Raw genomic sequence first — 23702 nt, forward strand, 5'->3', positions numbered from 1 at the left:
GCGATGGGGCCTAGACGAGGCGAGCGCCGTATCGGCTCTTCGACGGGGGTGCCGTGTGCCGCCTCGGAAGTGGTACAAGAGCACTAACTAAACTGTACGTACAGTACATTCCTCGTGATCGAGAACCGTGCACAAGATCGCCGAGGTCTTCTTCGGCGAGTTTCTCTTTGGAGACGACCGCACAGACGTGCGTTCCCTTCACCGCCTCCTTCGGCAGGGAGTCGACGTCGGTGGAGGTGAGCACGATCCGTGTGGGGATCCCGGCTCGGAGCAGTCGCCGGGCAAGCCCGATGCCGTCACCGTCGGGCAGGTGGAGATCGACCAGCGCGAACTCGGGCGGGCACGCGACGAAGGCCACGATGGCGCTCTCCACGTCAACTGCGTGCAGGGGAGTCGCTGTCTCGGCCGATGCCGCTGAAGAGGTTCTCGATGAGCCCGTCGGCGAAGGCCGCATCGACGGGCTCATCGGGGACGAGCAGCCGATGGTAGACCGCTCCCCAGAGCTGATCGACGAGGATGTCCACGCGGACTCCCGCACGGATCTGTCCGGCCTCCTGTGCCCGACCCAGTCGGATGACGGCGAGTTCTCGTCGCCCCGAGGAGTACAGCCGGCGGTACTCGGAGGCGAGGACGGGATCGGTCTGGGACCGGCCGATCAACTCGATGAGGAGCCGCCCTGCCGGTGTCGTGGTCATCAAGTCGACGAAATGGTGGAGCTGCGTGGTGATATCGGCACGGATATCGCCGGTGTCGGGGAACGCGAGGGTGTCCTCGACGGCATGGAAGTAGCCGTCGAGCGCCAGAGCACCGACGGAGGGCCACCACTTGTACAGCGTCGTCTTGCTGACCGCCGACGCGCGTGCGATGCGCTCGAAGGTCAGATCGGCGAGGCCCTCCTGCAGGAGCATCTCCCCGACGGTGCGCAGGACGTCGGAGCGCACTTCGTCCGCTGGTCTTCGACCGCGACCGCGATTGCGCTGCGGGGCGAGGGGACTCGATGGGGGAAGAGCGGTCGACATGAGGTGCGGGTTCCTGGGTAGCGGCGCCGGGGCGCTCGTGTGAACAGTCTAGGGAAGGGTGTCCGCTCGCGCCTCAGCTGATCGTGAGCCGAGCGATGAGGCCGTCGCGGAGCTCGAAGCGCATCGGCCCTGTGCCGTTGTAGCCGTCTCCCGACACCGTGAGGGTGACGACGTGCACATCGCCGTCGGTCTCGGCGGAGACGAGGTCGAAGTGGGCGTTCACGCCGATGTTGTCCGTGCGATCCCACGCGCGGACGCCGTTGCGACCGTGGAACTCGCGCCCCCAGTCATCGAGCGTGGCATCGGAGGTGAAGGCGTCCGCGAACGCCTCGGAGTCCCCGGCGTTCGTGGCGTCGATGAAGGTGCGGATGGCTGCGGGAAGGGCGATGTCGGTCATGTCTGCGTTTCCTGTCTCTGAGGGGCCGACGCCCGGACGGCGACGGTGGAGCGGATGGCGCTGGCCGGAGAGGATGACGTGCGCCCTCTCCGGCCTGCGGGTGTCACCGGGCGACGCTGAGCAGATCGGCCAGGTCGACGCGCGCGAGGAACTCGCGGCGGATGCGGTCGGCGACCTCGGAGACCTCCGCGGATCCGTCGTTCGCCGGGTCGATGTGCACCCGATACGGACGCTCGCCCTCGGGGAGGGCGACGATGCGGGCGATCTCGTCGGAGACCAGCGACGCGTCCGCACCCTCGGGGGCGAGGGCGGCCAGCTTGCCGGCGACCTGCTCGATCAGACCCGGATACTTCGCCTCGTACTCGGTCTCGACCGCGGCATCGACCGGATGACCGGAGTGCGCGAAATGGTTGGTGCCGCTCGTGAAGGATCCGGGGACGACGATGCTCGTCTCCACGCCCCAGCGAGCCAGCTCGGCGGCGTACGAGACAGCGAGGGAATCCATACCGGCCTTCGCGGCGAAGTACGGAGCGAGGTACGGCGGCGTGCCGCCTTTGACGCTCGAGCTCGAGACCCACAGCACGAGGCCCTTGCCGGCGTTGCGCAGGTGCGGGAGCGCCGCACGGTTGACCCGTTGGGTGGAGAGCACGTTGACGTTGTAGAGCTCGGCGAGCTGCTCGGGCGTGAAGGCCTCGGCGGGGCCCGTGACCATGTGTCCGGCGTTGTGGATCAGGACGTCGATCCGGCCGTGTTCGGCGATCACCTGGGCGATGGCGGCGTCGACGGACTCCTGGGAGTTGACATCCATCTCGACGACGCGCAGGTCGACGTCGTTCTCGGTGGCGTAGTCGGTCGCGGCCTGGACCTGGGCCGCATTGCGACCGGCGGTCTCCCGCATCCCTGCGTAGACGGTGTTCCCGGTCCTCGCGAGGGCACGGGCCGTGAGGGCCCCGAAGCCGCTCGAGGCACCCGTGATGACGACGATTCTGCTCATGATCTGGTTCTCCTGAGACTTTGCTGTTGCTCGTGGCTGGCCTGGTCGTGCGTACGCGCGTTGGCGGGTCAGATCATGCCGCCGTTGACGTAGACGGTCTGGCCGTTGACCCAGCGGGCGGGGCCGGCGAGGAAGGCGGTGACCTCGGCGATGTCCTCGGGGGTGCCGAGGCGCTCGATCGGGTTCATCTTCGCCATCCGGTCGATGGTCTCCTCGTCCTTGCCCTCGAGGAACAGCGGCGTCGCCGTGGGACCGGGCGCCACGGCGTTCACGGTGATGTCCTTGCCGCGCAGTTCCTTCGCCAGGATCAGGTTGATCGCGTCGACCGCGCCCTTGGAGGCGGCATAGGCGGCGTAGCCGGGGAGGGCGAGCTTCTTCACGGAGGTGGAGAAGTTGATGATCGCGCCGCCCGAGCGCACGCGGTTGGCGGCGAGCTGCGAGATCACGAAGGCGCCGCGGATATTCGTGCGGTGCATCCGATCGAGGTCGTCGAGGCTCAGGGTCGCGACCGGCGAGAGGATCATGATCCCCGCGGTGTTGATCACGACGTCGATGCCGCCGAAGGCCTCCTCCGTCCGATCGAACGCCGCCGCCATCGCGACCTCGTCCGCGACATCGCCGCCGACCACGATCGCCTGGCCGCCCGCAGCGGTGATCGTCGCGACGACGGCATCGGCCTTCGCCTTGTTGCCGGCGTAGTGCACGGCGAGGGCGTAGCCGTCGGCGGCGAGCCGTTCGACGACAGCCTGGCCGATCCCTCCGCTGCCGCCTGTGACGAGGGCGACGCGACCGGTGGTCGAGATGGTGCTCATGGGAGTTCCTCCAAAGGAGTTAATGTGAACGATTCGTCCATATAATCATGAAATGGACGATTTGTCTATATCTCCTCGCGGCGGAGAGGCGCCCTCGCCTCGACACTCGCGACGACCGGCAGGGGCTCTACGCGCTAGGCCGTTCCCGGTATCAGCAGGCCGGTCTCGTAGGCGACGATCACCAGTTGGGCACGGTCGTGGGCGTGCAGCTTGGTCATGATCCGATTGACATGGGTCTTCGCGGTGTGCGGGGAGATGAACAGCTCGTCTGCGATGTCCTGATTGCTGCGCCCGCGGGCGACCATGAGGAGAACCTCACGCTCCCGAACCGTGAGCTGATCCAACACCGCGTTCACGTCTCTGTCAGGGGCACGGACGACGTGGCGGGCGATGAGGGCCCTGGTGGCCGTCGCGGAAAGCAGCGAGTCGCCGGCATGGACCGCGCGAACGGCGCGGACGATATCGTCGGGCTCGGCTCCCTTGCCGATGAAACCGCTCGCGCCGGCACGCATCGCGGTGACGACGTATTCATCCTCCTCGAAGGTGGTCAGGATGAGCACCTTGGCGCGAGCGGTGGCCGGATCACCACAGATCGCGGCGGTCGCCGCGATCCCGTCCCGCTCGGGCATCCGGATGTCCATCACCACGACGTCCGGGGTCCGCTCCGCGGTCAGCGCGATCGCCTCGCGGCCATCCCGCGCCTGTCCGACCACGGTGATGCCGCCCTGATTCTCGAGGATGTCCGTCACCGCCTGCCGGATGAGAGCCTGATCGTCCGCGACGAGCACGCGGATCATCGGCTCGCCTCCTTCGCGAGCGGGATGCGGGCGGTCAGCTTCCACCCGCCGGGCGTCGACCCGGCCTCCAGCGAGCCGCGGACGACCGCGATGCGCTCGCGCAATCCGGTCAGCCCGAAACCGGAGGGGGGTCCGGCGTCCCTCTCCGGCTGATCCCCCACCGGATTCGTGATGATCACAGTAACCTCCTCGGCGACGACGATCAGGACGTGAGCACGGTGCTCTGCGCCGTGCTTATGGGCATTGGTGAGAGCCTCCTGAACGACCCGGTAGACGACTCGTCCCGGCGCACCGTCCACGGCGACGAGGTCTCCCTCGGTGCGGAGCGTCGCCTCCATACCCACCGTCCGGAACTGCGCCAGCAGATCGTCGAGCCGGTCGACACCGGGCTGCGGCGCGGTGTCCGGGTCATCATCGGAGCGCAGCATCGCCAGGAGGTCCCCGATCTCGCCGAGCACCGCCCGGCCGGCCGCGCGGATCGTGGCCAGCGCCTGCTCGACCTTCTCGGGACGGATGTCGATCGCGGACGAGGCGACGCCGGCATTGAGGTTGATGACAGCGATCTGGTGGGCGACGGTGTCATGCAGGTCACGGGCTATCTTCAAGCGCTCCTCGGTGACCCGCCGCCGCGCCTCGGCCTCCCGAGTCTGCTCGGCGCGCTCTGCACGCTCCATGATCGCGAGCACGTACTCCCGTCGTGAACGCAGCCCGTCGCCTGCAGCGGCAGCGAAGGCGACCACGAGCCCGAACTGCAGCACTCGCGGGTCGAAGACGCTGCCCCACACCGCCGGCAGGCTCAGAAGCACGATGCCGGGCACGACGCACGCCGCCACGATCAACGCGCGCCGTCGCGGACCGCGGACGGTGACCTGGAACATCGCCGCAGAGACCGCGAGCCCCGCTCCCGGCGAGAGTGTCCCGGTGAACGCGGCCGCCGCGAACACCGCCAAGAGCGCCAGCAGCACGGCGATCGGCCAACGACGTCGCCAGGGCAGAACGACGATCGGAATCAGGGACAGCACCCACCCTGCCGTGCCGGTCGGGGCGAACTCCCTGACCGGGGATGGGGCGAACGGAGCCGCAACGATGACCACGGTCAGCAGCACATCCGAAAGCCACCAGGGCGCACGCGGCTGCACCCCAGCGGGAGGGGCGGCGGCGCCGAACGGGGTCCTCATCCATCCAGTGTGCCGGGCGGCGGCGGACGACGGATCAACCGGACGTGGCATGTACGGATACCGCGATCGCGGTATGCGAGTGTCCGCGCCGGCGGGACGCGGGGCCGCGGTTCGCGCTGGAGGCTGGAATCGTCCATCCGTCACGCCTGCGGTCTCCGCAGCGCACAGCAGGGAGAACCCCGTCATGAGTACCCCGATCCTCCAGGTCAAGGACGTGCACAAGTCCTACGGTCGAGGCCAGAGCCGCTTCGATGCGCTCAAGGGGGTGAGCTTCGACATCGCCGAGGGCGAGTCCGTCGCGATCGTCGGGAAGTCAGGGTCCGGGAAGTCCACCCTGATGCATGTCCTCGCGCTCCTCGACGCCCCCAGCGAGGGGTCCGTCACGCTGGAGGGAGTCGACACGTCGACCTTGCGCGGGCGACGGCTGAACAGGACCAGGAACAAGACCTTCGGGTTCGTGTTCCAGCAGTTCTTCCTCACGGGGAAGGACACGGTGCTGGAGAACGTGGTCCTGCCGATGAAGATCGCCGGTACCGGCCGCGCAGAACGTCGACGCCGCGGCCTCGCCGCCCTCGAGCAGCTGGACCTCGCCGACAAGGCGAAGAACAGGGCCCTCGCCCTCTCCGGTGGTCAGAAGCAGCGGGTCGTGATCGCCCGCGCCCTGGTGAACAACCCGCGCATCATCTTCGCCGACGAACCCACCGGAAATCTCGACACGAGCACCGGCGGCATCGTCGAGGACATCCTGTTCACCCTCAACCGGGAACACGGAATCACCCTGATCGTCGTGACCCACGACGAAGACCTCGCCGCGCGATGCGACCGACGCATCCTCATCCGCGACGGCCTGATCGTGGAAGACGCCCGCAAGGAGGTGGCCGCATGAACGCTCTCGACCTGATCGGTACCGCCGTCGGCAACACCTTCCGCTCCAGGACCCGCACGATCCTGACGATCCTCGCGATCTTCGTCGGAGCATTCACCCTCACTCTGACCAGCGGTCTCGGCACCGGGATCAACAACTACATCGACGACACCGTCTCGGGCGTCGGAGCATCCGACGCCATGACTGTCACCCGGGCCGCCGAAGACGCCACGGACCCGCTCGCCGGAGGCTCAGAGCCCCGCGAGTACGATCCGGACGCGGTCTCCACCGGCATCCCCGGTATGACCGTCACCGCACTCACCCCCGACGACATCGAGACGATCGAGAACGTCGACGGCGTGCTGTCCGTCGATGCCATCCGCACCATCAGCCCGGACTTCATCCAGTTCGACAGCGGCACGAAGTACGTCGCGTCCGTGGGCAGCCTCGTCCCCGGGCAGACCACCGTCCTCGCCGCCGGCGCAGAACCGGACCATGACGCCACCGACCTGCAGGTCGCGCTCCCCGACGCCTATGTCGACCCGCTCGGCTTCTCCGACGCGGACGACGCGCTCGGGCAGACGGTGACCATCGCCATCACCGACGCCGAACGCACCCAGCACACCTTCGAAGCCACCGTCACCGGTGTCACCGAAGAAGCACTTGCCAGCCCCACCGGCTCCAGCATCCTCACCAACGACGCCCTCACCGACGCCCTCTTCGCCGCACAATCCACCGGGCTCCCCGAAGACCAAGCCGACCGGTACTCGTCCGCAACCGCCTGGTTCGACCCGGATGCCACCGACGAGGAGATTCAGGTCATCAAGGATGCGCTTGCCGATGAGGGCTTCACCGGGACCACGATCGCCGACCAGCTCGGCATGATCACCACCGTGATCGACGCCATCGTTCTCGTCCTCAACGCGTTCGCGATCATCGCCCTTCTCGCCGCGGCGTTCGGGATCGTGAACACGCTCTACATGTCCGTGCAGGAACGCACCCGCGAGATCGGGCTCATGAAAGCGATGGGAATGGGATCAGGACGCGTGTTCAGCCTCTTCAGCCTCGAAGCCGCGTTCCTCGGCTTCCTCGGAGCCGCCCTCGGAGCAGGCGCCGCAATGCTCGCCGGCACGGGCATCAGCGCAGCTCTCTCCGGCGGATTGCTCGCCGATCTCCCCGGCCTCACCCTGATCGCGTTCGATCCGGTCTCCATCGCCGGCACCATTCTGCTGATCATGGTCATCGCCTTCGTCGCCGGCACCTTCCCCGCCGCGAGGGCGGCGAAAGCCGATCCGGTGGAATCCCTTCGATACGAGTAGACGATCCGGGGAGGGACCGCCGCATCAGCTCGTCGGTGGATCCGCTGGCGCGGCGGTCCATTCCCGGATGGTCTGAATGATCTCGGGAGCGTCGGGCGGCGTGGTCGGGCGGAATCGCTTGATGCGACCGTCGGCGTGCACGAGGAACTTCTCGAAGTTCCAGGTCACACGTCCGGCCTTGCCCTCGCTGTCCGGCGTCTGAGTGAGCGCACGATAGAGCGGATGAGCTCCCTTGCCGTTGAGCTTGACCTTCTCGGTCATGGGGAATGTCACGCCCCAGGTGGCGGAGCAGTACTCCGCGATCGCCTGGGCATCGCCGCGCTCCTGAAGGAACTGGTTGCTGGGGAAGCCGATCACCGTGAACCCTCGATCGCCGTATTCTCGCTGCAGGGCCTCCAGCTGCTCGTATTGCGGCGCGAGCCCGCAACGGGAGGCGACGTTCACCACGAGGACGACCCGGCCGTCGCGGAGTTCGCCGAAAGTGGTCGGCTCCCCGCGCAGGGTCGTGATCTCGATCTGATCCAGATTCATTTCCCTGTTCCTTCCCTCTGCCCGGCGAGGATGCTCGGGCGACGGTATCCGACGACGGATTCGCGCAGCGCGTGAAGACGTCCGACGAGATCGTGGGCGTGCGCGCGGTCGAGGCCGATGGCCTCGGCGAGGCACGCCTCCAACCAGCCCAGCTCTTCGGCGATCTGTCGGCTTGCCTCGGTGGCCGTGACGCGAACACGGCGGTGGTCCTCCGGGTCGGCCCCGCGCTGAACGAGGCCGGCGGCCTCGAGGCGCTTGAGCAGCCCGGCCACGGTGCTGGAGTCCAGCATCAGCACCTCGGCTATGCGCCCAGGGGTGGCCTCGCTCCCCTCCCAGAGCACGCCGAGGACCATGAGCTGCTGGTAGGTCAGCCCCCAGGGGCTGAGCAGGTCTCGATACAGCTGCACCGTCGCATTCATCGCCGAGTACAGGGCCAGGCAGACCGCCTCGCTCATGCGGCTGTCGTGAAGCTCCGTCGTGGTCATGGACCCATCCTTGTCCGATTTTATCTTGCATGCAAGACTTATCCCGCGAAGACCTCATCGACGATCGCCGAGCCGGGAGGACCGATGGACATTGAACAGGTGCACCCTCAGCTGCAGGGTATGGCGCGGAACGCTCCGAAGCTCGACGTCGGGAGCCGGTTCATGCGCGCCGTCGCGCGGCTCGGGTCGCGCTATCTGCTGCCGCGCGCCCACGTGCCCGGTGTTGTCGTCCGCGATGTCCGAGAGGGCGACGCGCGGCTGCGCCTGTACACGCCCGAGGGGGCGACGGGGGCCGCGCTGCTGTGGATCCACGGCGGCGGCATGGTCATCGGCGCACCACGGCAGGACGACCGGTTCTGCGCCGAGACGGCGGCGAGGCTCGGGATCACGATCGCCTCGGCCGACTACCGTCTCGCTCCGGAGCATCCCTACCCGACCCCGGTCGAGGACTGCCGCGCGGTATGGGAGTGGCTGCTTCGCAACGTCGCCGCGCTCGGCATCGATCCCGACCGCATCGCCGTCGGCGGCGGGAGCGCCGGAGCCGGGCTCGCCGCCGCGCTCGTCCATGCTCTCCACGACAACGGGGAAACTCAACCCATCGCGCAGTGGCTGCTCTACCCGATGATCGACGACCGCACCGCTGCGGACAGCGCGCTGGACGGTATCGATCACTACGTGTGGAACAACGTCAGCAACCGCATCGGCTGGACCGCATACCTCCGCGGCATCGCCGAGCCGGGCAGCGACGCCGTCCCCGCTGAAGCCGCGCCCGCACGCCGAGAAGACCTCACCGGACTCCCGCCCACCTGGGTCGGCGTCGGCGACATCGACCTCTTCCACCGTGAGGACACCGTGTACGCCCGCCGCCTCCGCGACGCCGGCGTACCGGTCCAACTGGATGTCCTCGCCGGTGCCCCGCACGGCTTCGAAAGCCTCGCACCTGAGGCACCCGTGGTCCGCGAATTCGTCGACACCGCCCGCGAATGGCTCGCTGACGCCACCCGATCGCGTGCCTGAGAAGAAAGATGACCGCGACATGGCGGTCGACACAGGATTCCGGTCCGGTGGAGGCTACGCGAAGAAGTTCAAACACCGGGACGACTCCAAAACGCCTGGTCAGAGAGGTGCGACGTGTCCGTCGAGGACGCTTGGCCCAGGGTCCAAGACGAGAATCAGAGGACCAGCGTGGCCTGGTAGCTGAGTACCGGACCCGTCGCGAACTGACGTCTGAGGAACTGAAGGTCATCGTGTCGCGGTTCCGTGAGGGTGTGCCGATGAAGGACATTGCGGCCGATCTGGAGATCGACCGACGCAAGGTCCGAAAGGTGCTCTACGAGGCAGGGGCGGCGCAACCCAGAACACAACTCACACTCGCCCAGCTAGCGGATGCGGCCCGCATGTATGAGGACGGCGCATCACTCGCACGAGTCGGCCAGAGGTGGGGAGTCTCCGCGGGCACGATGCGGACGAGACTCCAGACCGCGGGTGTGACTATTCGACCTGGTATCGGCGGGCGTTCCCGTCGACGTGCCTCAGCTACTGCGGTCGAATCGCTACGCGAGTCTCGACCTGGGTCTTGACCTGATTGTAGACGTCCACATTTACGGTCGGAGCGACCCAGAGGGAAAGTGCGACGGCGAAATCGACCTGCTCTCCAGCAAGTCCACCAGCCTGCTCGTAACATTTCACTCGAACGCGCATATCTGAGCCTTGACCAGAAGCGAACGCACTGCGAAGCTCCCACGATTGATGCTGAACGGTCGCAGCACCGCGCGTAGTGGTGTCCGCAGAGAGTCCGCTCGGTGTACCGAGTTTAGGTATCGCTCCAGCGGGCTTGACGAAGGAGAGTGATGCACGTCGGTATTAGCGGTGACGCCAATTGACGGGAGTCAGCCACGCGAGGGTGGCGTCAATGCGCTTCGTTTCAAGCAGGCTTAGCCCATCCGGAAGCGGGAAAAGAAGTTCCTGCTCTTGCGCGGCACCGATCGACCCGACAAACAGCACAACCGCCTCGTTGGTTGCACACCCGTCGGCGTAGTCACGTTGAACAACCCCGTTACCCAATGTTGACTCGCGAGAAAATGGCTGTACGTCGAGGTCGGGCGGAAACGCAGTGCCATGAACCAGTAGGGCCTTGATTGCGGATGCTCGCTGCCGTCGAGTGAGGGTGCGCCCGACGGTGATTTCGTCGACGAGATCGTGAATGCGGGCCGCCTGACGTGTGACCAGCGCTGCGGCAGGACTGGTTCCTGCGATAAAGGCTTCCTTGTTCTGCGTCGGAGTCGCTACGCGGATGCCCGGCCCGAGAGCGGAGAGGCCAGAGAATGCGAGGGTGTCTTGGGGCTGCGGTGTGTCACGGAAGATCACTCGGCCACCGTTGGCGACGAGATCGGGTTTGATGCTCCTTCGATATCCGCTTCCTGTCGCGGAGATCGGACTGAGGCTGATAAGACCGTCCGCTGGGTCCAGCGCGTACCCGCGCGGATCGGTTCCGGAGGCGTCGTCGTGGATGGCGCCGACGCTGAGTGCGTTGACGGATTCAGCTGGAGCTATCGGTCGCCGGTTGTTCTGGTCGCGATCTTGAGCCTCCAGAATGGCTTGGCGACGCTCGCCGCCGGTGAGATTGGTGATCTCATGGGAGTTGCGTGGGGTCAGGCGGAGGTTGGGGTGGTTCCCGACTGATACGACGATGAGGACGCCATACTCGTAGCTGAGCCAGTCAATGATGCGAGCCCACGACGAGAGGACCGAATCGAACGGAGACGCCGGATCGCCGATCGAGAGGTTGACCACGGCCACTTGCGACCCGGCTGGACCTTCGGTTCCCTCACCATCGAAGAGTTCTCGGAAGACGCGCCACATCAGATCGGGGACGAGCTCTGTCCCAGGTAGTTCCTCGCTGCGGTCGATCGTTTCGCTAGACGGCGTAAGTACGGGGCGGACAAGCACGGGCCGCGACAGTGAGGGCTCGTTTGCTCCACGGTCGCCCCAGACGGTTGCCGACGTCATCCAGGTGCCATGCTTCAGCTCGTCGACCGTTGATGCGTTGCCGAGGAGGTCGTCTGGATCATGAACGATGACACGATCCCGGAGCAGAGGGTGATTTGCAGCGGGTGCACCGTCAAGCAGGCACACGACCGGATCCCCGGCTGGCAACGGGCTGTCCGCGACGGCTGCGGAATCAGTTGCTGGGCCGCTGATCGGAAGTGCTTGACCAGTCACCCGCAGGTACATGATGTTCGCGGAGCGAACCAGGTTCACGGCTTCGAAGTTGCCGCGCGCAAGTTCCAACAGGACAGAGGTCGGTACGGTGCACTTGATACCGTGGTATCCGATCTGCTCGATCACCGCCGAGGTATGGACCTGCCCCCCGGCCTGTTCGACCAAGGTGGTCACGTCGCGTTGACTGGCCAGACGTCTCTGCGCCGAGGCCCGGTACCACAGCTCGATCTCGATTGGATGCGGCTGATCGGTGATGCGTCCGGCGAAGTGCTCCTCCCAGTCGAGCATCTTCAGGCGGTCCTGAGGACCCCAAGGTCGTACGTCTTTGAGATGAGCGAACAAGTCCCTCAGCGGCGAGTACCCGTAAGGCACTGTCTGGTCACGCTTCCAGGTTCTCCACAGCGTCAGCAGATTCGAGAGCGCGCTCTGGTTTAGGCACACAGCGTGCAAACAAGACCCGATGAAGGGGTTCCGCGGCTGATCACTTATTAGCTGAAACTCGTCGGTCGGTTCGATTGCACCCTCGGACTCGACCAATATCTCAAGTCCAAGTTTCTGAGCAACCGACGTGAGGTCGATCTGTTCATCAAGGGCCTCGAATACCAGCACCAACTGCGGGTCAGCGGCTTGGATGGACTCCGCCAACTGAACCTGATCTCCGAACGCTGAAACTGCTTCGTCGAAACGCGTCTGGAGTCGCGCTGCACGTTCCTCAGGATTGGCGAAGGTGGCCCGCGAACCGCCCCCAGAGCGAGGCCGGATCGCACTCGGTGGTGCGATGGTGCCCAAGATGACTGGTCTCGACGTTGAGACCCCGTCTGCCGTTGGCGTCATTGTTCACTGATGTCGGCTCGCACTGACCACTGCTTGAGCAACTGCTGAGTCACTGCCACTGAGTCGGGTTCAGGACCGGAAAGAATCGACCGACGTTGGACGTCGAGGGCAAACTCTTCCAGCTCTGCATAGCTGACAGCACTGAGACGATCCGCGATCGTGCGAGCGGACAGACCAAACTCGACTCCTGTACGTGCGGACCATGCTTGTAGCCACTCGACCTTTCCGGCTCTGGTCGGGTTCGGCAACGTGAGTCTCAGTTGCATTCGCCGCCATACGGCCCGATCGAGGAGTTCCGCATGATTGGTTGCTGCAATGACAATCACATGGCTCGGAAGCTTGTCGACTTGGAGCAGGAGCGAACTGACGACACGTTTGATCTCGCCTGTTTCGTGCGTGTCGCCGCGCTCTTTCGCTACCACGTCGAACTCGTCAAAAAAGAGCACGCACGGCCGCACGCGCACCGCGGCGAAGAGTGTTTCCATGCGTGACGCGGTCTCTCCGAGGAAACTGCCGATCAATCCCTCGTAACGGACGCTGAGCAGCGGTACGGCCAGTTCTGTTGCAATCGCCTCTGCGAGCGACGTCTTCCCGCCTCCCGGGGGTCCAACGAACAGTAAGCGGTGACGTGGCTCGACTCCATGACTACGAAGGAGATCCCGTCGGTGGTGTTCTTCTACAAGCTGACTGACCGCTTGACGAACCTCGGTCGGGAGCACCAGGTCGGTGACGCGCCGCTCTGGCTCTTGCTCATAGAAGAGACCATTCGACGCTTCGTTGCGACTCAACGAGGTGACATTGGCGCTCGTACTGGCGCGTCGCCTAGTCAGAGCGTCAGCGAGCTGTGAAGCAAGAACGCCGTGCTTCTTGTTCTCCTCCTCAGCAATCAGTGCCTCGGCCGCGCGGCGGAACGCCAGGTCATCGCCGCCTGCACCGGACTGGACGAGCGCTAGGAGCAGGTCGGCGCGGGCCATGCGTCCTCCGATCGTTGCAGTGGGTGTTCTCTATCCTCTCAGACCCGAGGTCTGCGCTATCAACGCGACACGATCAGTCGAGGACTCTGACGCTCCTTCCAGCACGAGACCCCGTGACTCCGATCCGTCGAGTTGCGAGGGACTTCACCTTTCGATCCCCTCTCGGCTGGTTCCCGGTGACTCCACTGGCGACGCTTCACGAGACATCTTCTGGGCACGCAGGATCGCTGCCGCTGCTCGTTCACGGTCAAGGCGCTGCAACTGGGTGCTCGGTGAGCTCCCGAGCACTTGCGGTCCGGCGATGTCGTAGCGGTCTCGATAGGCGGCGACAGTGGCGACACAGGAGCGCCACGCCGCGCGCTCCCTGAGAGTACGGGGCTGGGGGCCGAGGCTTCGGGTCCAGGGCGCCTGCTCTGTGATCGCCGCGTCGGCGAGCGCAGAAACCCGACGTTCGATCAGCTCTTTCAGTTCCCTCAGAGCTTGGGCCATGTCAGCGGGCATGAAGCCGCCGGCTTCGGGTACGAGTCCCGCGATGAGGCGACTGCGGGCACGTCGCCTGGTGCCACCGGAGCGCATCTCGGCAAGACGGCTGACGCGATTGCGGAGAGTGGCGGCGAGGTCTGACGCCTGATCCGTGCCACCTGCGGCGACTACGCGTGAGATGAGCTGCTCGGCATTGTGGCCGTTTGCCTCGGCCCGGCGCAGTTCGGCGATGAGCGACCCGAAGCTCTCCGAGGCGATCACATCGTCAAGCCAGGCGCGGTCCAAACCTGCGCGGATCAGCAGATCGGTGACGCGCTCGGCTTGGGCTTCTTGGGCGATGGTCTCGTACTGATCGGCAAGATGCTTGATTGAGGTCCAGGCGTCCTGCTCCGCGCTGATGGTCTCGTGGGCTGACTTCTCGGCCCCCTCGTGCTGGAGAACTCCGTAGAGGACCGTTCTGGCGGTGACCTCGGTCTCGGTCTGCTGGTGGCGTTCCAAGTGCGCTTCGTCTGTGGCGACGTAGGCGATGTTCGATTGGCGGCCGCGGGTCATGGAGACGTAGAAGGTCTCTCGTGTCATCGAGGAGGAGTGCACGATCGCGTGCGCGGTGTCGACCGTGGAGCCCTGAGCGCGGTGGGCGGTGATCGCGTATCCGAGATCGACGTGCTCGGCAACGTACCCGGCTGGGAGTGTGACGGTTCCGCCGAGGCGTCGTCCTTGCCTGCGTACCGTGAGCGACCCGTCGTCGTGGTGGCGGACGACTTGCCACCGGTCGCCGTTCTTCACCCACGATCGCCCGGTGCTCAGGCGGCGGTCGTTGTCGCGGGTGATGACGAGGTCGCCCGTGCCGGCGAGGTTCCCATCTCGCAGCGCCACTCCGTGGAGGGAGACTGCACCGGCCAGGACCCGGTCGGTGCGCGCGCGACTGTTCAGGCTGGTCACAGTGTCCAGGGTTTCGGCGATGAGGACGCTGGTCTTCCCGTCTGCACGATCGGCCTGCCACGCCCGGTAGGCGGCATCGAGGATGTTCTCGTAGTCGCCGCCGACGATCCTGCCCTGATCGTCGTAGGTGTCGATGACGCTGGTGTGCCCGAGTCGTAGCGCGAGGGATGCGCTCCTCTCCCAGTCATTGTTGAAGCGGCGCACGTCGATGAGTTCGGGGGCATCTCCACGGTCACGGACCAGCATCCCGAACGCGCCGCCCGCATCGACGGCGGCGAGCTGGCCCCAGTCTCCGACCAGGACGATCTTGGCACCCACCTCACTGGCATGAGTCGCGAGCCTGTCCAGCGCGAGGGTGCCCGCCAGGGACGCTTCATCGACCAGGAGCAGTTGGCCGGGTTCGAGGTTCCAGCGGCCCTTGCGGTGCTCGTAGAGCCACTTGGCGGTGTTCTCCGTCGAGATCCCGAGGTCACCGGCGAGGACATCGGCTGCCGCTGCCGAGGGCGCCAGACCGATCACCGATCCGGCCCCGTGCTCGCGTTCCCACGCGCGACGCAACGCCCCCAGCGTGGTCGTCTTCCCGGTCCCGGCCGGGCCGACCATCAAGTCCAGGGTGCGGGCGGACGTGGCGATCTGCTGCACGACGCGGGCTTGATCCTCCGACAGGCTGCGGCCCTCCGGGTCGGGCCGGCGGGTGATGCGCGTGACCGTTGCCAGCGCCAGTGAGGGCGCGGTGTCGGTATGGGACAGCTCGAGAAGCCGGTCCTCGGCGTCCAGCAGCATCGTCGAGGAGAACACGGCGTGGTGCTTGGGCCGGAACACGCTGGACCCGTCCGGGCGCTGGAACATCGCCGGGGCGCTCGTCAACTCCAGCGGCGACAGCCGCAGGGAGGCGTTCTCGGCGGCGTCGACGATGAGCCCGATGACCGCTTCGCGATCCGTGGTGGATGCGAATCGCAGCCCCATCGTCTGGCGGGCTGCCTCGGCGTAGAGATTCCACCGCCGCCAGGTCGACCGCTTCTCACCGACTCGGACGACCACGACGTCTGCGACTTCCCGCAGATGCTCCAACGGAAAGTCGTCCGCCCGGAACACCAGCGGTCGCGGGTTGTCGGCGGTGAGATGCTGCGCCCAGGTCGGTGCGTCCTCGCCCAGCACGGCAGTCGCTCTGGCACGCCAGTCCTCGGTCAGCTCGGCCAGAGACTTGACCTGCTTGTCGGGCCTGGTGGCGAGCGTCGCCTGCTGGCGGAGGCGGATGATCGTCTGTGTCGAGGGTTGCCGGCCGTGCTCGGTGACGTAGGCGTCGATGAGGCGTTCCTTCTCAGCCTCGATGTCCCGCGTGCGTGAGGAGAACTCGGTGATCAGCGCGTCCGAGACGCCGGTGATCTCCCACGCCGGGTTACGGTCCTTGCCGCGCTCGCGTGCCTCCCACCCGACGCCGAACATGCGGGTCAGGTGATCAGCGAGGACCGCGTTGTAGTGCTCCGAGAGCGCCACCACCGCGGCGTGCATCGGCCGGCCGTCCAAGGTTCGCCATTTCCCGTCGGCTGCCTGCACTCGGTTCGCGATCACGACATGCGTGTGCAGCTGAGGGTCGGCCGCGCGGGAGTCGTAGTGATCGAACGCGGTGGCGACAACACCGCGCACATCGACCTGTGCGACACCGCCTGCCCCGGTCCGGGTAGCGGCGACGTCGCGTTCGATCAGGTCGATCACTTCCGCGATCGCCGCGTGGTGCGCCTGCGCGATCAACGCCTGCGTGCCGCCATCGGCGACCGCCCATACCGTCGAGACGGACTTCGGCACGGAGAACGTGAAGTCGAACCCTGCGACCGTGCGCGGTCGGCCACGCTTCGCTTCCTCAGCCCGGATGCGCGCAACCGCGGCAGTACGTTCCTCATCAATGAGTCGCGGGTCCAGTTGAGCGATCCGGATCTCGGTGCGCTCCGCGACGGTCTTGAAGTGCGAGTACGCGCGGCCCAACGGCGCACCCGTGATCGGATCACACCCCTGCCCTAGCAGGCGGCGCAGCTGGTCCTCGGTCACCTCGTCCCCGCTGCCGAGAGCACCACCGCCCATCGCCGTCAGCCCCGAACCGAGCCAGCGACCGGGAGGCGTACCCTTCTCCGCGTAGTACCGAGTCAAGGGCGATGCCATGTCCCGATCACCGTCCCCAGCGGCGACGGACTTGAGCAAGTAGCGGTATCCATCGCCCGCGCTGAGTACCCGCATCGACACCGTCACACAGGACAGGTGCGCGGCGACGATCGCAGGAAGAGTGGAACCGCTAGATCGGCATCCGAGCTAATACCGACGTCACCACGGTCACACGAACGCGCGGTCTTCGGCCAGCACCTCGGCGCGGACTTCACCGACGAGTTGGCGACGGCGTGCGCGGGTCCAGACCTGGCGTGGCGCCCCTTCGTCCAACGCGGCCACACGCGCCTCCGCCTGGATAGCGCGGCGCACGGCCCGGCTCTCCTGCGCGCGGACGATCGGGAGCATGACGGTGGCGTAGAGACCGTGACCGACCAGTTTCAGCGCAGTCCACCAGCACACCGCGACGCCGATGTACCACCAGCCCGGCCCACCGAGCTGGACGGCGCCAACGCAGCCGACTCCGGCGATGAAATACACCAGACCGAGCAGCGCGAGGGGAATACCCCACCGCAATCCACGCCGGGTCAAAACGCGGCGGACGAGGATGTTGCTCGGCAACCAGCGCTGGCACCAGTTAAAGACGGCTGCAGCGGGTCGCATGGCGAGGCGGACGAGGAACATTGGGGACCTCCCGATGTGAGAGCGAACACGCGTGCTCGCTACCTGATCACTGGGTGGCTTGGCCCCACCGCTCCGAACGGAGCGTCCTAGAACTGAAGAAACTGCCCGCCGGGACGCTTCTTATTGTACCTCCGCCACAAGGCCCTGGCCAGACTGGCCTTCCTCCGTCGCACAGCTCCTCAAGGGTGGGGATAGCGAGCACGTGATCTTCTCCGCGCTGCTGACGCACTCCCGGAGCCGTGGACGAGCTGCTAGTCCGTTGCACTTTCACAGACGCCACACTCTGAGACGCATTTTCCGAGGTCCGCGAGACCGACGATCGCGTGTCGGAGGTGCTCGGTCAAACCGGTCGTCATGCCCGGCAAGCTGTTCGCGGATAGCGGCCGAGACTGGCGCACCAGTCACCGGTGGCGAGCACGCCTCATGCGGCGGTTCCTGTGGGGTCACACCGATGAGCTCGTCGAGGCGTGGCATCGGGCTTGCCGGCGAGTGCCAAGAACGCGTCCGGGCAATGTCCGCGCTCAGGGGACGGGGCTGGTGGTGAGCGTGTGCAGCCGCCGTCCAACGCCTTCGGCAAGGGCGTGCCGGCCCTCCCCGTTGTTGAGGTACTGGAGCGTGCGAATCGGGCGAAGGTCGAATGGTACGTCGTCGAGGGCTTGCGTCACGAGGATCACGTCGCGGCCGAGGGTGTGAGCGATGCCGGTCTCGTAGAAGACGTTCGGGTTCTTTCCGCTGAGGTCGGCCACGACGACCCGCGCCCGCCAGATCAAGCTGAGCACGTCGTCCATGATGTGGTCTCGCTCCCAGATGTCGTCCGCCCGGAGGCATCGCATTCCGGCGGCCTCGACGCCTGCCTTGAGTGCGTCGTAGACGGGCTGGAAGGAGGCGCCGAAGGGCATCATGACAGCAACCAGGTCAGGCTCGACGAGCTGATGCGTCGGGAACTTCAACACCTCCGGCCGGGGCCGGGCTATGGACATTTGCTCATCGAGGACACGGTAGAGGTCGACGTCCTTCACGGCCCAGTGGGTCCGGTGGAACTCCCAAGCCGAGATGTCGAGCTCTTCGCGCGCCGCCTCGATTCGTGCGGTCGGGATCGGGCCGATCGCCGGGTTCGGGGTGAAGGTGTATCGATAGTTCCGCCCGCTGGGGACGATGTCGCTGATTCTGCCGACCCGGGCGATCTGCGGGGCCTCGCCGTCCCCGGTCTCCGGCATGACGAGTGTCGGCAGGTTGAGTAAGCGCTCGGTCCGGATTGGGCCGCGCGTGCTGCCGCCGTCGGTCGAGGGCGCGATGTACTGGCGCACCACATCACTGGTGTGCTCCAGCATTCGGTCGGCGCCGGCCTCGCCGACGGTGTAGCCCATGAGCAGGTTGTACACGGAATCGCCCCTTCATCGTTCACGCGAGACCGTCTGGGCCGCGATGAAGGTCTCGTGTTCCTCGGTGCCATCAACCGCGATGCCTTGGAGCGGGATGCAATACCGCCCGGCAACGCCGAGGCGCAACGCAACCCACTCTGAGCCGCGGGCTCGTCACCGCAACGTTACCGCGACGAGAGCGTGGCGCGCCGACACACCCAGGGTGCTAACTACTCTGAACAGCATGACTCAGCCCGTCACGCGATCTTTTCGGAAGTCGCCGCCTCCGGACCAGAACCCGGATCGGCCGCGCGCCCTGGGGTGGGCCGAGTACGCAGACAAGGCGCTCTCGGACTGGTACAAGTTGCTGAGCGAAAACCCGGAAGAGGATGCGGTGCAAGAGTTCCTGGAGCTGCATCCGGCGATGGTGCCAGGCGGCAGCGGCGACATCGGCCCGGGCGGCCATCACGGGTCTGATTTCGGCGCAGTGTTCCGCAGGCCAAAGCTGACCGGCGCCGGCAGGTCGTTCGAGCCAGACTTCCTGTGGGTGACGCGATCCTCGAGCCTCATCACGCCGATCCTCATCGAGATCGAGAAACCATCGTAGCCGTGGTTCACGAAGGCTGGCCGCCCAACGCAGGAGTTCACCGCCGCCCACGATCAACTCAACGACTGGCGGGCATGGTTCGACCTTGACGGCAACTCCGCCATCTTTCGAGAGAAATTCCTCATCGCCGGTGACCGCTTCACCGACCGACCGCTGAAACCGCAGTATGTCCTCGTCTACGGCCGCGAGTCGGAGTTCACCCGCGGAGGTGGGCACCGGGACCCCGACGAGCTCCGACGCAAGCGCAACGGGCTCCGCGCCGAAGACGAGACAATCTTGACGTTCGACGCGCTCCGCCCTAGATACGACCACGGTCGTGCCATCACCTTGACGATGACCTCCTCCGGACCGCGGCTCCACGCCTTCTCGCCTGTGTTCGAGACCGGTCCAAACGTTAGCGCGGCCGCGGTCCGGCTGGATGACCCCACGGAAGCCCTGGCACGATCGGTGCTTATGTCGGCAGAGCGAAGAGCGTATATCGCCGACCGCTGGGCGTTCTGGAAGACTCATGAGCACGAGAAGACCGAGAACCCGGGCACGGTCTATGCCCGCGGGATGGGCGGGGAGTAGCACCGGCGCGACGAAACAGTCCGCCCAGGTGCGTCATTGTCGGCCGACCCCGGAGCCTTTCGTCAGGCAAGTGCAAGACGTGTGTCAAAGCTCAGGGCGGGGTCAGACGAGGGTCTGAGGCGTGGCGCGGTGACCGGTCCGGCGAGAGAACGCGGGAGGCGCTGGTGACGAGTCAATCGGGGCGGGCTGGTCCGGCATGGCACTCGGCAGCAAGGTGGCGCTGTTCGCGGGAGCTGCTGGCTCCGAGGGGCCGGTCCGGCTCGGGATGGTGCGGCTGATCGGGCTCGTTCGGTGTTCGCCCTCTGTCGGCGGACACCGAACCGGCCTTCGGGCTACTCCGCTCGAGTCTTGGGCATGAGAGAAGGCCCGGCCACCTGTGATGGCGACCGGGCCTCACTTCCCCCTGTGGCGGCGGTGGCGCTATTCGGTGTCGGGTTCAGTCAGCGCAAGCACGTCGCGGGCGCTGGTGACTAGCCGCGTCTCGCCGTCTTGGATGAGACGGTGGCAGCCCGCGCTGCTGATGCTTGTGACGGGGCCGGGAACGGCCGCGACGGCGCGTTGCAACGCGATGCCGTGGTGCGCGATGCACAACGCCGATGAGCGGGCCGAAGCCTCCACGATGACGACCGTTGCGCTGAGCGCGGCGAGCAGGCGTGCGCGTTGCAGGAACCTCGTGCGCGTCGGCGCAACGCTCGGCGGCGTTTCGGACACGATGAGTCCCGCCGATGCGACCTGTTGGAGCATGTCGGCGTTGCCGACCGGATACGCCCGGTCGATGCCGGAGGCGAGGACGGCGATGGTCGCTCCCTCTGCCGCGAGCGCGGCCTTGGTAGCGGCGGCGTCGATGCCGTACGCGGCGCCGGTGACGATCACCCGGCCTGACCGTGTGAGGTCGTGGACGATCTCGGATGCCGTGTGGACGCCGTACTGTGTCGCGGCCCGCGCGCCGGTGACCGTGACCCGCTCGGTGAGGTTCCGGGACAGGAGTGTCGCGTCCCCTCTGGCCCACAGGGTGATCGGTGCGGTGTCGCCGAGAGCGTCGAACTCGACCGGCCAGTCCGCGTCGCCGGGGATGAGCACGCGGTGGCCGGGGGCATGAGCGAGGGCGAGCGTCTGGCGGAGTGTCTCCACGGTGACGGCAAGACCGCCCGTCTGTGTGAGGTGGTCGAGCACGGCGGCGGCACTGCTGGTGCGCAGAAGCGGGCTGATGCTGGCGTCTCCGGGCACGAGCGCGTAACTGAGGGCGATTCGCGCGTTGCGCTCGACCTCGCGTGGGTCGTCGGTGGCGATGAGGTCAAGGACAGGGTTGTTCTTCATGATCGGTACTCCTGAGATGTCTGAGACGGGCGTGAGTGGGCCGGTGGCCGGACGCTCAGCAAGGGGCGTCCGGCCACCGGGATGAGGGAGACGGCTACGCGGCTTCCGCGTCGAACTCAGAGGCGTCGTCGTCCGCGCCGCCGGTCGTGTCGTCGGTCGTGTCGTCGTCGGTGTGCTCCACGGATGCCTCGCCGTCGTCGGGTGCCTCGACCGGCTCGCTGTCGGCTTCGCTCGCCTCGGCGGTCGTGGTGTCCCCCGTGTCCTCGCTGGCGGTGTCCTCAGCCACGTCGGCCTCGGCATCCGCCACGTCGGTCTCGGTGGCGTCCTCGTCCTCGGTCGCGTCCTCGTCCTCAGTCACGCCGTCCTCGGTCGCGTCGTCGGTCGGCGCGCCCTCGGTGGCCTCGTCGTCCACGTCGTCCACGTCGTCCACGTCGTTGGTGGTGCCGGTGACGATCTGCTCGACGTCGGAGAGGGTGTAGCCCCACGCGGCCAACTGCTGGAAGTAGCGGCGCGCGCCCGCGCCGGGGTCGCGCCACGTCGCGCGGGACGTGGCTCCCTCCAGCGCGGCCAGCGCGACAGCGAGGGTGACGTGTGCGGCCTTCGTCGGCGTCGCGACGACCTGCGCGGCCAGAGGATGCACGGCCCCGTAGCGGTACTCGGTCGAGAGCAGTTCGCAGGCGAGGGTGTGGTGGTCCTGCACCGCCCGTCCGACCTCGAACGTGGCGGTGGTGAGGGTGATCGCGGCGAACGCGGCGGCGTCACCGGGGAGGCGCTTGCGGCCGAGGAACTTGGTCAGCCACGCGCGGCGCACCTTCTCCGCGCTGTCCCACGCCTTGTTGTTCGCCACGACGCGGCGGCGCTCGGCCTTCTGTTCCTCGGTCATCTTCCCGCCGCTGGGCGTGCCGGTGCTGCTGATCTTGCGCAGGCCGTGGGTCTTCCAATCGACCACGACGTGCCCGACCGAGACGCTTCCCCAACGCTCACCGATCGCCACGGCGTGTCCGGGCTTGCCCGCGTAGTTCTCTTCGGTCAGCCGCTCTCCCTCGGCGTCGGTCAGGTCGCGCAGGAACAGGGTGTCGGTCTCGTCCCACGACGGCCACCCGACGACGGTGAATCCCTGGGCCTCGTAGTCGGCGGTCAGGGCGGCGATTTCCTCCTGCGTGGCCTTGGCGTCCAGGAGCCGCTGGGCGTGGTGGTCGAACCCGTCCGGGTTGCGCTTGGCGGTGTCGCTGAGCGCGGCCAGCGCGTCGGGGTCGTCCTCGAACTCGATGAGCACGAGCGCCTGATCGAGCGTCAACTCGTGCTGAGTGACGGCCTTCTTGGCGATGTCGTGTCCGGCGACGGCCAGCCCGGTCTTGATCTGGTCGCGCTTGGCTCCGGTCTGCTTGGCAATCGCGGTGACGCTCATGCCGTCCAGAGCCAACTGCCGCCACGCCTCAGCCCGGTCGGCGTCAGTCAACTGGTCGCGGTGCTCGTTGGTGATGTACTGCTGGATGATGCGGATGCGCTTCTCGTCCGCCGCGTCCACGACGTAGACGGGGACGGTCGCCGTGCCCGCCTCGCGGGCGGCGAGGGTGCGGCGCTGGCCGTCGCGGACGACGACGTTCCCGTCCATGTCGGGGTGGGCGAGGATCGGCACGATCACGCCGTGTGTGCGGATCGACGCGACGAACTTGCGGTCGATGTTCACCTGCGAGCGGATGTTGTCCTCGACCACGAGCGCGTGCGGGTCGATGTGGCGCACTTCCGCAACCACGCGGGCGGTGTCCTGCACCGCCTCGACGGCCTGCACGTCGGCGTCAGTGGAGTTGTCGATGATGGTCATTTCGGTTCCCTTGCTCGGATCGCCGGGAGGCAGACACACCGGGTGCGTGTCAGTCGTTCCTCCCTGCCATTGCCTTTCGGCAAATGCCGAGAAAAGGGGCCAGGAATGAATCCACAAGGCCGAAGAGTCGAAAAGTTTCCCGCCCACGCCGGGTCAGGAAATGCGGCTCCGGGGAAAGTTTTCGCGTGCCTTGTGGAGAAAGGAATGGCCCCGCATAATCAACAGCCGAAAGGCAATCCGCAGGATTGCCACCGACGAATGCAGTACCGCGAAGCGGTTCCCCTCAGCGTCGAGTTCGAAGGTCAAGCGGCCGTCTCGCGGAAGCACAGTCGCGCGCCGGACAGCGGCACCCCGGCGCGAGCGAGGGAGCTGGCCCGCTGCGTGGGCGT

The 23702-nt window shown here is 66.6% G+C and carries 21 protein-coding genes and 1 pseudogene; 6 read left to right on the forward strand and 16 right to left on the reverse strand.

What is annotated here, in order from left to right; genetic code table 11:
* Positions 1 to 10: 10 nt before the first annotated feature.
* The 7 genes from ACYVGQ_RS04015 to ACYVGQ_RS04045 form a co-directional block, all read right to left on the reverse strand.
* Positions 11 to 373: a response regulator gene (locus tag ACYVGQ_RS04015; RefSeq protein ID WP_460783239.1), complete on the reverse strand. Its 363-nt coding sequence runs from the start codon at positions 371 to 373 to the stop codon at positions 11 to 13.
* A gap of 1 nt (position 374) precedes the next feature.
* A complete protein-coding gene (locus ACYVGQ_RS04020; RefSeq protein ID WP_460783240.1) occupies positions 375 to 941 on the reverse strand; it encodes a TetR-like C-terminal domain-containing protein in 567 nt (188 codons plus the stop codon).
* 151 nt (positions 942 to 1092) lie between these two features.
* Entirely contained in the window at positions 1093 to 1416 is a 324-nt protein-coding gene (locus ACYVGQ_RS04025) for a nuclear transport factor 2 family protein (RefSeq protein ID WP_460783242.1), read from the reverse strand.
* Positions 1417 to 1519: 103 nt separating this feature from the next.
* Positions 1520 to 2410: an SDR family oxidoreductase gene (locus ACYVGQ_RS04030; RefSeq protein ID WP_460783243.1), complete on the reverse strand. Its 891-nt coding sequence runs from the start codon at positions 2408 to 2410 to the stop codon at positions 1520 to 1522.
* Between the two features lie 68 nt (positions 2411 to 2478).
* Positions 2479 to 3222: an SDR family oxidoreductase gene (locus ACYVGQ_RS04035; RefSeq protein WP_460783244.1), complete on the reverse strand. Its 744-nt coding sequence runs from the start codon at positions 3220 to 3222 to the stop codon at positions 2479 to 2481.
* 134 nt (positions 3223 to 3356) lie between these two features.
* On the reverse strand, positions 3357 to 4019 hold the full coding sequence (locus tag ACYVGQ_RS04040; RefSeq protein WP_460783245.1) for a response regulator: 663 nt from the start codon (positions 4017 to 4019) through the stop codon (positions 3357 to 3359).
* Positions 4016 to 5197, reverse strand: a complete 1182-nt coding sequence (locus ACYVGQ_RS04045; protein WP_460783246.1) for a sensor histidine kinase — start codon at positions 5195 to 5197, stop codon at positions 4016 to 4018. The genes ACYVGQ_RS04040 and ACYVGQ_RS04045 overlap by 4 nt, the downstream gene beginning before the upstream one ends.
* Before the next feature lie 184 nt (positions 5198 to 5381).
* Between ACYVGQ_RS04045 and ACYVGQ_RS04050 the strand changes: the two genes are divergently transcribed.
* Positions 5382 to 6083, forward strand: coding sequence for an ABC transporter ATP-binding protein (locus ACYVGQ_RS04050; protein ID WP_460783247.1), 702 nt, complete (start codon positions 5382 to 5384; stop codon positions 6081 to 6083).
* Positions 6080 to 7381, forward strand: coding sequence for an ABC transporter permease (locus tag ACYVGQ_RS04055; RefSeq protein WP_460783249.1), 1302 nt, complete (start codon positions 6080 to 6082; stop codon positions 7379 to 7381). The genes ACYVGQ_RS04050 and ACYVGQ_RS04055 overlap by 4 nt, the downstream gene beginning before the upstream one ends.
* Positions 7382 to 7405: 24 nt before the next feature.
* Here the strand turns inward: ACYVGQ_RS04055 and ACYVGQ_RS04060 are convergent, their stop codons facing one another.
* Both ACYVGQ_RS04060 and ACYVGQ_RS04065 read right to left on the reverse strand, forming a co-directional pair.
* Complete coding sequence (locus ACYVGQ_RS04060) at positions 7406 to 7912, reverse strand: glutathione peroxidase (RefSeq protein WP_460783250.1); 507 nt, start codon at positions 7910 to 7912, stop codon at positions 7406 to 7408.
* Positions 7909 to 8397, reverse strand: coding sequence for a MarR family winged helix-turn-helix transcriptional regulator (locus ACYVGQ_RS04065; RefSeq protein WP_460783251.1), 489 nt, complete (start codon positions 8395 to 8397; stop codon positions 7909 to 7911). The genes ACYVGQ_RS04060 and ACYVGQ_RS04065 overlap by 4 nt, the downstream gene beginning before the upstream one ends.
* Before the next feature lie 84 nt (positions 8398 to 8481).
* On the opposite strand from ACYVGQ_RS04065, the gene ACYVGQ_RS04070 reads away from it, so the two are divergent.
* Together ACYVGQ_RS04070 and ACYVGQ_RS04075 are read left to right on the forward strand one after the other, a co-directional pair.
* On the forward strand, positions 8482 to 9414 hold the full coding sequence (locus ACYVGQ_RS04070; RefSeq protein WP_460783252.1) for an alpha/beta hydrolase: 933 nt from the start codon (positions 8482 to 8484) through the stop codon (positions 9412 to 9414).
* Positions 9415 to 9671: 257 nt separating this feature from the next.
* The gene (locus ACYVGQ_RS04075; protein WP_460783253.1) at positions 9672 to 9977 is read left to right on the forward strand and encodes a hypothetical protein; all 306 of its coding nucleotides are present in this window, start codon (positions 9672 to 9674) and stop codon (positions 9975 to 9977) included.
* A gap of 283 nt (positions 9978 to 10260) precedes the next feature.
* On the opposite strand, the gene ACYVGQ_RS04080 is transcribed toward ACYVGQ_RS04075, so the two are convergent.
* The 5 genes from ACYVGQ_RS04080 to ACYVGQ_RS04100 all read right to left on the reverse strand — a co-directional run bounded on the left by ACYVGQ_RS04080 (position 10261) and on the right by ACYVGQ_RS04100 (position 19015).
* Positions 10261 to 12408: a S8 family peptidase gene (locus tag ACYVGQ_RS04080; protein WP_460783254.1), complete on the reverse strand. Its 2148-nt coding sequence runs from the start codon at positions 12406 to 12408 to the stop codon at positions 10261 to 10263.
* A gap of 41 nt (positions 12409 to 12449) precedes the next feature.
* Positions 12450 to 13427 carry an AAA family ATPase gene (locus ACYVGQ_RS04085; protein WP_460783255.1) on the reverse strand — a complete coding sequence of 326 codons (978 nt, stop codon included), beginning with the start codon at positions 13425 to 13427 and terminating at the stop codon, positions 12450 to 12452.
* Positions 13428 to 13571: 144 nt separating this feature from the next.
* Positions 13572 to 17084, reverse strand: a complete 3513-nt coding sequence (gene mobF / locus ACYVGQ_RS04090; RefSeq protein ID WP_460783918.1) for a MobF family relaxase — start codon at positions 17082 to 17084, stop codon at positions 13572 to 13574.
* Positions 17085 to 17177: 93 nt separating this feature from the next.
* Positions 17178 to 17633: a hypothetical protein gene (locus ACYVGQ_RS04095; RefSeq protein WP_460783256.1), complete on the reverse strand. Its 456-nt coding sequence runs from the start codon at positions 17631 to 17633 to the stop codon at positions 17178 to 17180.
* A gap of 521 nt (positions 17634 to 18154) precedes the next feature.
* The gene (locus ACYVGQ_RS04100; protein WP_460783257.1) at positions 18155 to 19015 is read right to left on the reverse strand and encodes a hypothetical protein; all 861 of its coding nucleotides are present in this window, start codon (positions 19013 to 19015) and stop codon (positions 18155 to 18157) included.
* A 223-nt stretch (positions 19016 to 19238) separates the two neighbouring features.
* On the opposite strand from ACYVGQ_RS04100, the gene ACYVGQ_RS04105 reads away from it, so the two are divergent.
* Both ACYVGQ_RS04105 and ACYVGQ_RS04110 read left to right on the forward strand, forming a co-directional pair.
* Positions 19239 to 19601, forward strand: a complete 363-nt coding sequence (locus tag ACYVGQ_RS04105) for a hypothetical protein (RefSeq protein ID WP_460783258.1) — start codon at positions 19239 to 19241, stop codon at positions 19599 to 19601.
* A gap of 21 nt (positions 19602 to 19622) precedes the next feature.
* Positions 19623 to 20171 (forward strand): annotated as a pseudogene (locus ACYVGQ_RS04110) (Shedu anti-phage system protein SduA domain-containing protein); the annotation flags it as partial.
* Positions 20172 to 20591: 420 nt separating this feature from the next.
* On the opposite strand, the gene dprA reads toward ACYVGQ_RS04110, so the two are convergent.
* Positions 20592 to 21488 (reverse strand): DNA-processing protein DprA, encoded by an 897-nt coding sequence (dprA, locus tag ACYVGQ_RS04115; protein ID WP_460783259.1) that lies wholly within the window; start codon positions 21486 to 21488, stop codon positions 20592 to 20594.
* 94 nt (positions 21489 to 21582) lie between these two features.
* Positions 21583 to 23313 (reverse strand): ParB/RepB/Spo0J family partition protein, encoded by a 1731-nt coding sequence (locus ACYVGQ_RS04120; RefSeq protein WP_460783261.1) that lies wholly within the window; start codon positions 23311 to 23313, stop codon positions 21583 to 21585.
* Positions 23314 to 23702: the final 389 nt, after the last annotated feature.

Source organism: Microbacterium tumbae, assembly GCF_054780175.1.